At 67.7% G+C, this 5,913-nt stretch carries 5 protein-coding genes; 2 read left to right on the top strand and 3 right to left on the bottom strand.

Features of this window, described 5'->3' with window-relative positions; translation table 11 throughout:
* Nucleotides 1-210 precede the first annotated feature (210 nt).
* Entirely contained in the window at nt 211-789 is a 579-nt protein-coding gene (locus ADK54_RS08915; protein WP_053725010.1) for a TetR/AcrR family transcriptional regulator, read from the top strand.
* Between the two features lie 81 nt (nt 790-870).
* Entirely contained in the window at nt 871-1,653 is a 783-nt protein-coding gene (locus ADK54_RS08910; RefSeq protein ID WP_053725009.1) for an SDR family oxidoreductase, read from the top strand.
* 424 nt (nt 1,654-2,077) lie between these two features.
* Here ADK54_RS08910 and ADK54_RS08905 read toward each other — a convergent pair whose 3' ends face one another.
* From ADK54_RS08905 to ADK54_RS08895, 3 genes are all read right to left on the bottom strand, one after another.
* The gene (locus ADK54_RS08905; RefSeq protein ID WP_159047680.1) at nt 2,078-3,025 is read right to left on the bottom strand and encodes a hypothetical protein; all 948 of its coding nucleotides are present in this window, start codon (nt 3,023-3,025) and stop codon (nt 2,078-2,080) included.
* A gap of 1,498 nt (nt 3,026-4,523) precedes the next feature.
* On the bottom strand, nt 4,524-5,282 hold the full coding sequence (locus ADK54_RS08900) for a hypothetical protein (protein ID WP_159047679.1): 759 nt from the start codon (nt 5,280-5,282) through the stop codon (nt 4,524-4,526).
* Between the two features lie 154 nt (nt 5,283-5,436).
* Nucleotides 5,437-5,616 (bottom strand): hypothetical protein, encoded by a 180-nt coding sequence (locus ADK54_RS08895; protein ID WP_053725006.1) that lies wholly within the window; start codon nt 5,614-5,616, stop codon nt 5,437-5,439.
* Nucleotides 5,617-5,913: the final 297 nt, after the last annotated feature.

Genomic DNA, 5,913 nt, shown 5'->3' with positions numbered 1-5,913 from the left:
CACTGAGGTGCTGGACCGGCATCTGCACCACCTGCCACCGCCCGCTACCTAGCCCACGGAAACCAACAAGATCGCCTGAGACTTAACGGAGTCCTACTAGTGCTGTGACCAGAAACGTTCACCCGGTCGGTACCAAGGGTGTGTCCTCAGGGGTGTCGAGCAGTAACTTACTTTTGACCTCAAGGTCAAAAATGGTGTTACGGTGGCGCCATGGGCAGGCCGAAGCAGTTCGATCCGGATGTGGCGGTGGAGCGCGCGATGGGCGTGTTCTGGCGCAAGGGGTACGCGGCGACGACGCCACAGGACCTCGTGGACGAGATCGGCATCGGCAAAGGCAGCCTGTACAACACCTTCGGCAGCAAGCACGCCTTGTTCGAGCGGGCTCTTGCGCGCTACCGCGACTCGCAGGCCGCGTGGCTGGAGGAGCTTCTCGATCACCCCGGTTCGGCGAAGGATCGACTGCGGGGCGCGCTGGAGGCGCTGGTCGAGCTCGACTTGGGCGACGGGGATCGGCGCGGCTGCATGGCGGTCAACACTGCCGCCGAGTTGGCCACCTCGGATGCCGGGACGGCCGACACGGTACGCAAGATGTTCGCGCGTACGGAAAGTGCGTTCCGGGCGACCGTTGAGGAAGGTCAGCGAGCCGGCGAGATCTCCGGTGGCCGCGACGCGGCGGCGCTGGCCGCCTGGTTGCTTGCGACAGTGATCGGTATGCGGGTGCTGGCGAAGACGGCCGAGGATGCCACGCAGTTGAGGCGGGTCGTGGACGCGGCGATGGCGTCGCTGTAGTCCGGCACCGCCGGTCGGTGCCGTCGTTCTTTTGCGGCCTAATTTTGTACCTGCAATTCAAATATATTCAAGGAGTCTGACATGGAGCTCGATCTCGCCGGGAAAACCGCGGTCGTCACCGGGGCCAGCCGAGGCGTGGGCCTCGCGATCACACGGCAGCTCGTCGGCGAGGGGGTCCGCGTGGTGGGTGTGGCCCGCACGATCACGGCCGAACTGAAGGAGGCCGGCGCCCACCCGGTCGCGGTCGACCTGAGCACGCCGGAAGGTGCCGAGGAGTTGGGGGCACAGGCGCTCGCGGAACTCGGCGGGGTGGACTTCCTGGTCAACAATTTGGGCGGCGGTGACACGTTTACCCTGAACGGGTTCCTCGCGACCGACGACGCCCTGTGGGCGCAGAGCTTCGAGGTCAACCTGTTCGGCACGGTCCGGGTCACCCGTCGGCTGCTGCCGAGCATCCTGGAGCGCCGCGGTTCGGTGGTGAACATCTCGTCGATGAGCGCCCGCCTGCCGGGCACGGGCCCGATCGAGTACGGCGTCGCGAAGGCGGGTCTCAACGCGTTCGGCAAGGCGCTGTCCGAGGAGTTCGGCCCCCAGGGTGTACGTGTGAACACCGTCTCTCCCGGTCCGACGCGTACCGGTATGTGGGAGGACGCAGACGGCTTCGGTGCCCGCCTCGCAGAGGCGAACGGTGTCGGGCACCGCGACTTCGTGGCCGGGGTGCCCGCGGCGATGGGTATGACCACTGGCCGCATGGTCGAGGCCGACGAGGTCGCGGCCGTCGTTGCGTTTCTCGTCTCGGACCGCGCGGCAAGCGTGACCGGCGCCGATTACGTCGTCGAGGGCGGCGGCATCAAGACGGTGTGAGACGTCGGCTGGCACGGCGCGGTGGTAGGTCGCCGGCTCGGCATCCGCCCGATCGGCGGGGCCTGCTGGGCCGAAGAGGGCAGGCCCCCCGAACTCGTCGAAGGCGAAAGTGCGATCGGGGTTGCGCCAGCGCAGGTACCGGTGCAAGTTGCGTGTCTGGACAGTGTGGTGCTCGGTCAGCGAACCCTGACCGGCTCTGCCATCCCGCCACCCCACACTGGTCGGACATTCCATCACATCCAGCCGAAGCGAGATCAGTCAGCACCGACCCGGTCATCGTTTCCGGTCACAGCACTAGCTCGCCCGCGCGCAGGACGATGAGGCGGACAGCGTTCAAGTGCGAGCCGTGCTCAAGAGCCGGAGCGCGGCGATCACGCAACCCTGGCTCGTGCCACGGCACTCGACCCCTGCTCCTGGCGCTCGCTCACTGCGGAGGATTCGCCGGGTATGGGCCAGGCACATCCTCCGTGCTGTGTCCGATCGTCAGCAGCTCGATGACGTCCGCGAATCCGACGTCATCGAGCTGGTGGAGGCGGACGGGCATGCCCGACCCGGGCAGGAGCACCAGATCGTCCTGGGCCGAGCAGTTCAGAGTCCACGCTCCGCTGGGCATGGGCACGCCGTCCGGAGCGAGGGCGACGACCGACATCGTCGACTGCGGCCAGGCGGCGCGTGTGTCCACCAGGAGTGGCACGTCGCTGAGGTCAGCGGCACGAGTGTCGTGGCAGAGCACGACCTGTCCGAGCCAGGACGCTGGCTCCTGATCGTGGGGGCGGGCGCTCCGCGGGCTGTCGATGCCCAGGGACTGGAGGCGGGTGCGCTGTACTGCCGCCAAGGCCCGAACGTCTGAGGCCGCCCGGTCGGCCGGCAGGGCGCGGGAGTTGAGTACGACGCCGGTGAGTTCCGTTGCGGTCCGCCCGACGAAAGCGAGGGGAAGGCGGCGGGCGAACGCGGTGGTGGCCAGCTCGGTGGCCAGTGCTTGATAGAGGTAGCGGCCGCGCTCGGCATCTCCGGTGAGGTGGAGAACCCCGACGTACTCCAAGTCGATGAGCACGATGCGGCCTTCTTGGTCCCAGCCAAGGGACACGAGTCCCGGATAGGGCTCGACCACCGGCTCGAGCTTCTCCCCCGGCCGCAGAGCCGCACTGGATGCCTCGCAGCGCCACACTCCCGGCCGATCGGGATCGGCGGTGAACGGGGCCACCGGAGGCCGCGGCTGTGCGAGGTGCAACTCGACGTAGGTGGGCCGACGGGAGAGCACCACAGCCTCCAGCGCAGGCAGTTCACCCCCGTCGGCCTTGAGCGTCATGGTGAGCAGCGCCAGGGCCCGTCGCAGGAACTGAACACTGTCGGGGATCCGCACGCTGTGCATGCCCCTCTGGGTACGCTCGGGGCGGCTGCCAGGGGATGGCAGACGGGGCAGGCGGCCAGGGCGGCACCGCTTTCGCTGAATGGTGCGCAGTCGGAACAGTTCGTTGAGGACCGCAGCGATCAGGACACCAGTCCCCTGCCACCAGCACCAGGGCTGGCGCAGCCTCTCCAACTCCATTGCGTCTTCCTCGTCCTGGGGGTCGAGCTCGTACGCGGGATCCGTGCTGCCATCCCACGTGCGCCCCGTCAGGTCGTCGAAGTACATGCGCTCGCCCTTCCCAAAGCCCCACCGGTCCCCCACGGTGATCGCGGACTCACCCTAACCGTGACGCCTGGGGGCACCATCAACCGATGCGCACTGGGCAAGCGTGACAACTGGCAAGCTCTCCGCAGCGCTACAGCGTCCGTTCCGTGTACGGGTGAGCAGCGCCGGTACGGCGCCCAACCACTCAAGAGGCCCGGGGAATTGACTCAGAAGCCCGTCGTTCATGAGTCGCCGGCCTGGAGAACCGATGGTTCCAGGCCACGTCATAACATGCTCAGGCCGGGATCTCACCCGACTTGACGACGGTTCAGCGACCGCCATATCACCGAGCGACCGCACCGGCCCACCGCGCCGCGTCGCGTTCTGGCCTCGGGCATCGCCATCCAACAATGGCGTGCACAAACTTGAGGGCCCTCAACTTCGGGCAGGGGCGTGGCGACAGACTCTGTCGGGGCGCGAGGGCAAAAACTTTCCGAGAAGGCAACCGCTCACGCAATCACACGCAGTATGCAGCGTATGCCAGGGAATCACGGGCAACCACCACCAGCACCCTGTAAATCATAGGCTAGCCGGGCCAATTGTACTAGACAAGAGGTCTAGGATCACCCCACACCTTCGAAAGTAAGGGGGTGGGTACGATAGTCTGCATCTGCCTCGCTGATCCTCCCAACTCGGCTGCGCAGAGCGCCAGTTCACGGACCTCCGGGACCATCGCACCTCGGTGCCCGGTCGGGAGGGGAGAGTGAGGTGGCGCTGATGGACAACCAGAAGGACAAGCCCGGCCGCAGGACCGACTGGCCCAAGCCCGATCGGTGGCAGGTCGTTCTCGCGGCAGCGAGTCTGCTGGTGGCGATCATCGCCCTGCTGAGGTAGCCGCTCGGCAGACGCTGGGCGCTCACCCCGACGCGGTCGGACCAGACCGCTCGCTACATACGCAGCGAGCCCGGTCGGATGATGGTCGACCGGGCTCGGTAACTGCATGGGGCCTGGCCCCGGGCTTGCACCCCGGGGCCGGGCCTTCGTGCGTACGGACGCCTAGGGCGTCAAGTTATACGCGTTGCGCTTCAACCATAGCGTCTTCGGCCTGACCCGTCTCTGATGGCGGTACAGGGTCATGTCCCGTCGGCCAGGGCCAGATTGCCGCGTCCGCTTCAATGACGGGACGAACAGGGAGGCGAAGATCCCACCGCGGGATCGGGCACTGCCGCGAGGGAGGCCGCAGCGCCCGGGTGCGTCAGACGGATTGTGCCCACATGAAGGAGAGGACCCTGCCCAGTGCGTCGTCCTGATGCCGGGGCGTGCTGTCGGAGAATGCGGCCCGGGCCCGGTCGAGGTCGTCGCGCCGGAAGGGGCGGGGTACTTGGGGGGTCAGCCTGATGATCAGCGGGCGGGCTGCCGCCTGCTGGTACGCGGCGAGTTTGTAGTGTCCGTCGAGGAGGTAGCCCACCGGGCTGTCGGGGGCGGGGAAAAGTGCGACCAGCGCCGGCAGGCCGCCCCCGGCGCGGATACGGTCGCGGTAGCCGCGCACCGCCCTGTGGTCACGGGGCGGCCACGCGTCGGTGGCCACCAGCGCGAGCTCTTCGTCGGCGTACCAGCGGTGGACCTGGAGGGCGCGCGGGTGAACCACCAGCAGGTGGTCCGGGGCGACCTCGGCCTTCATCACGTACCGCCCGGGGGCGAGCAGTGACAGCAACGGGCGCAGGCATTCCGGATCCGGCGGCTCAACCCGGCCGGTGCGCGGATCGGGCACGAGGCCGGGGGCGCTGAGCCACTCGGTGAGGTACTTGACCTCGCAGAGCCCGGGGCCGCCCGCGCCCGCACGCGCCGCAAGCTGGCCCATGCTGCCGCATCCGTCGCCGGCTTCCAGAAACACCGGATCGCCAGCGAGCAGGAGCAGGCTGCCACCCGCGTCGCCGGCCACTTCGATGACGCCGTGTCCGTCGGGCACATCGAAAGCCACCGAGAGGCGAGACGGAGGCAGCTGTTTGCTCATCTGCCGATCCTACGGACGGCCACCCGGGCCGCCCGGACCACACCTGCCCAACCCACGGCAACGGATGCAGTTACGGCCGTTGGCCGCGTGCCCGACAGCAGCCGAACGCTTCATCAGCAACTGCGATGCCGGACGCGGGCGATGTCACCGCCGGTTACCCGAGCCAGACGATTGTCAGGATGGACAGGCGGCGCAGGGGCCTGTTGATCCAGTAGGTGAGGGACAGCTGGCCGACGGACGCGACGCGTATGTCCTCGCCTTCCCTGTCGCCGGTGTCCCACTGCGGGAAGCCCCACGGGTTTGCGGCCGCCGCGTCCAGGACGTCCCACATCATCTCTTCGGCACCGGAGCGGGGGCGTACGGCGTAACGGGGGCGTGATCGGGCTGCGCGCTCATCTGCTGGTCCTCCCGACAGGTCGTATGAGTCACAGTACGCGTGGCAAGCAGACCGAGACGTGCATGTGCCGAGGCTCAGTAGTTGTCACCGTCGGCACCAGATAGCCTGCGAAGAAAGCAGGTCGAAGCAGTCGGGCTGACCTGACCCACCTCTGAGGTTCCAGTTCTGGTGGCTAACTGACAGCCCTTCACGGAAGGCTGGCAGTCATGCCTCGTCCCTATCCTCCGGAGTTCC

Origin of the sequence: Streptomyces sp. WM6378 (assembly GCF_001279695.1) — a bacterium.
In the GTDB taxonomy this organism is placed as follows: domain Bacteria; phylum Actinomycetota; class Actinomycetes; order Streptomycetales; family Streptomycetaceae; genus Streptomyces.
This window is presented reverse-complemented; position numbering and strand designations above follow the sequence as displayed.

Coding starts and splice junctions, on each gene's coding strand:
- ADK54_RS08915 (WP_053725010.1), top strand. CDS start 211: ATGGGCAGGCCGAAGCAGTTCGATCCGGATGTGGCGGTGGAGCGCGCG.
- ADK54_RS08910 (WP_053725009.1), top strand. CDS start 871: ATGGAGCTCGATCTCGCCGGGAAAACCGCGGTCGTCACCGGGGCCAGC.
- ADK54_RS08905 (WP_159047680.1), bottom strand. CDS start 3,025: ATGCACAGCGTGCGGATCCCCGACAGTGTTCAGTTCCTGCGACGGGCC.
- ADK54_RS08900 (WP_159047679.1), bottom strand. CDS start 5,282: ATGAGCAAACAGCTGCCTCCGTCTCGCCTCTCGGTGGCTTTCGATGTG.
- ADK54_RS08895 (WP_053725006.1), bottom strand. CDS start 5,616: ATGATGTGGGACGTCCTGGACGCGGCGGCCGCAAACCCGTGGGGCTTC.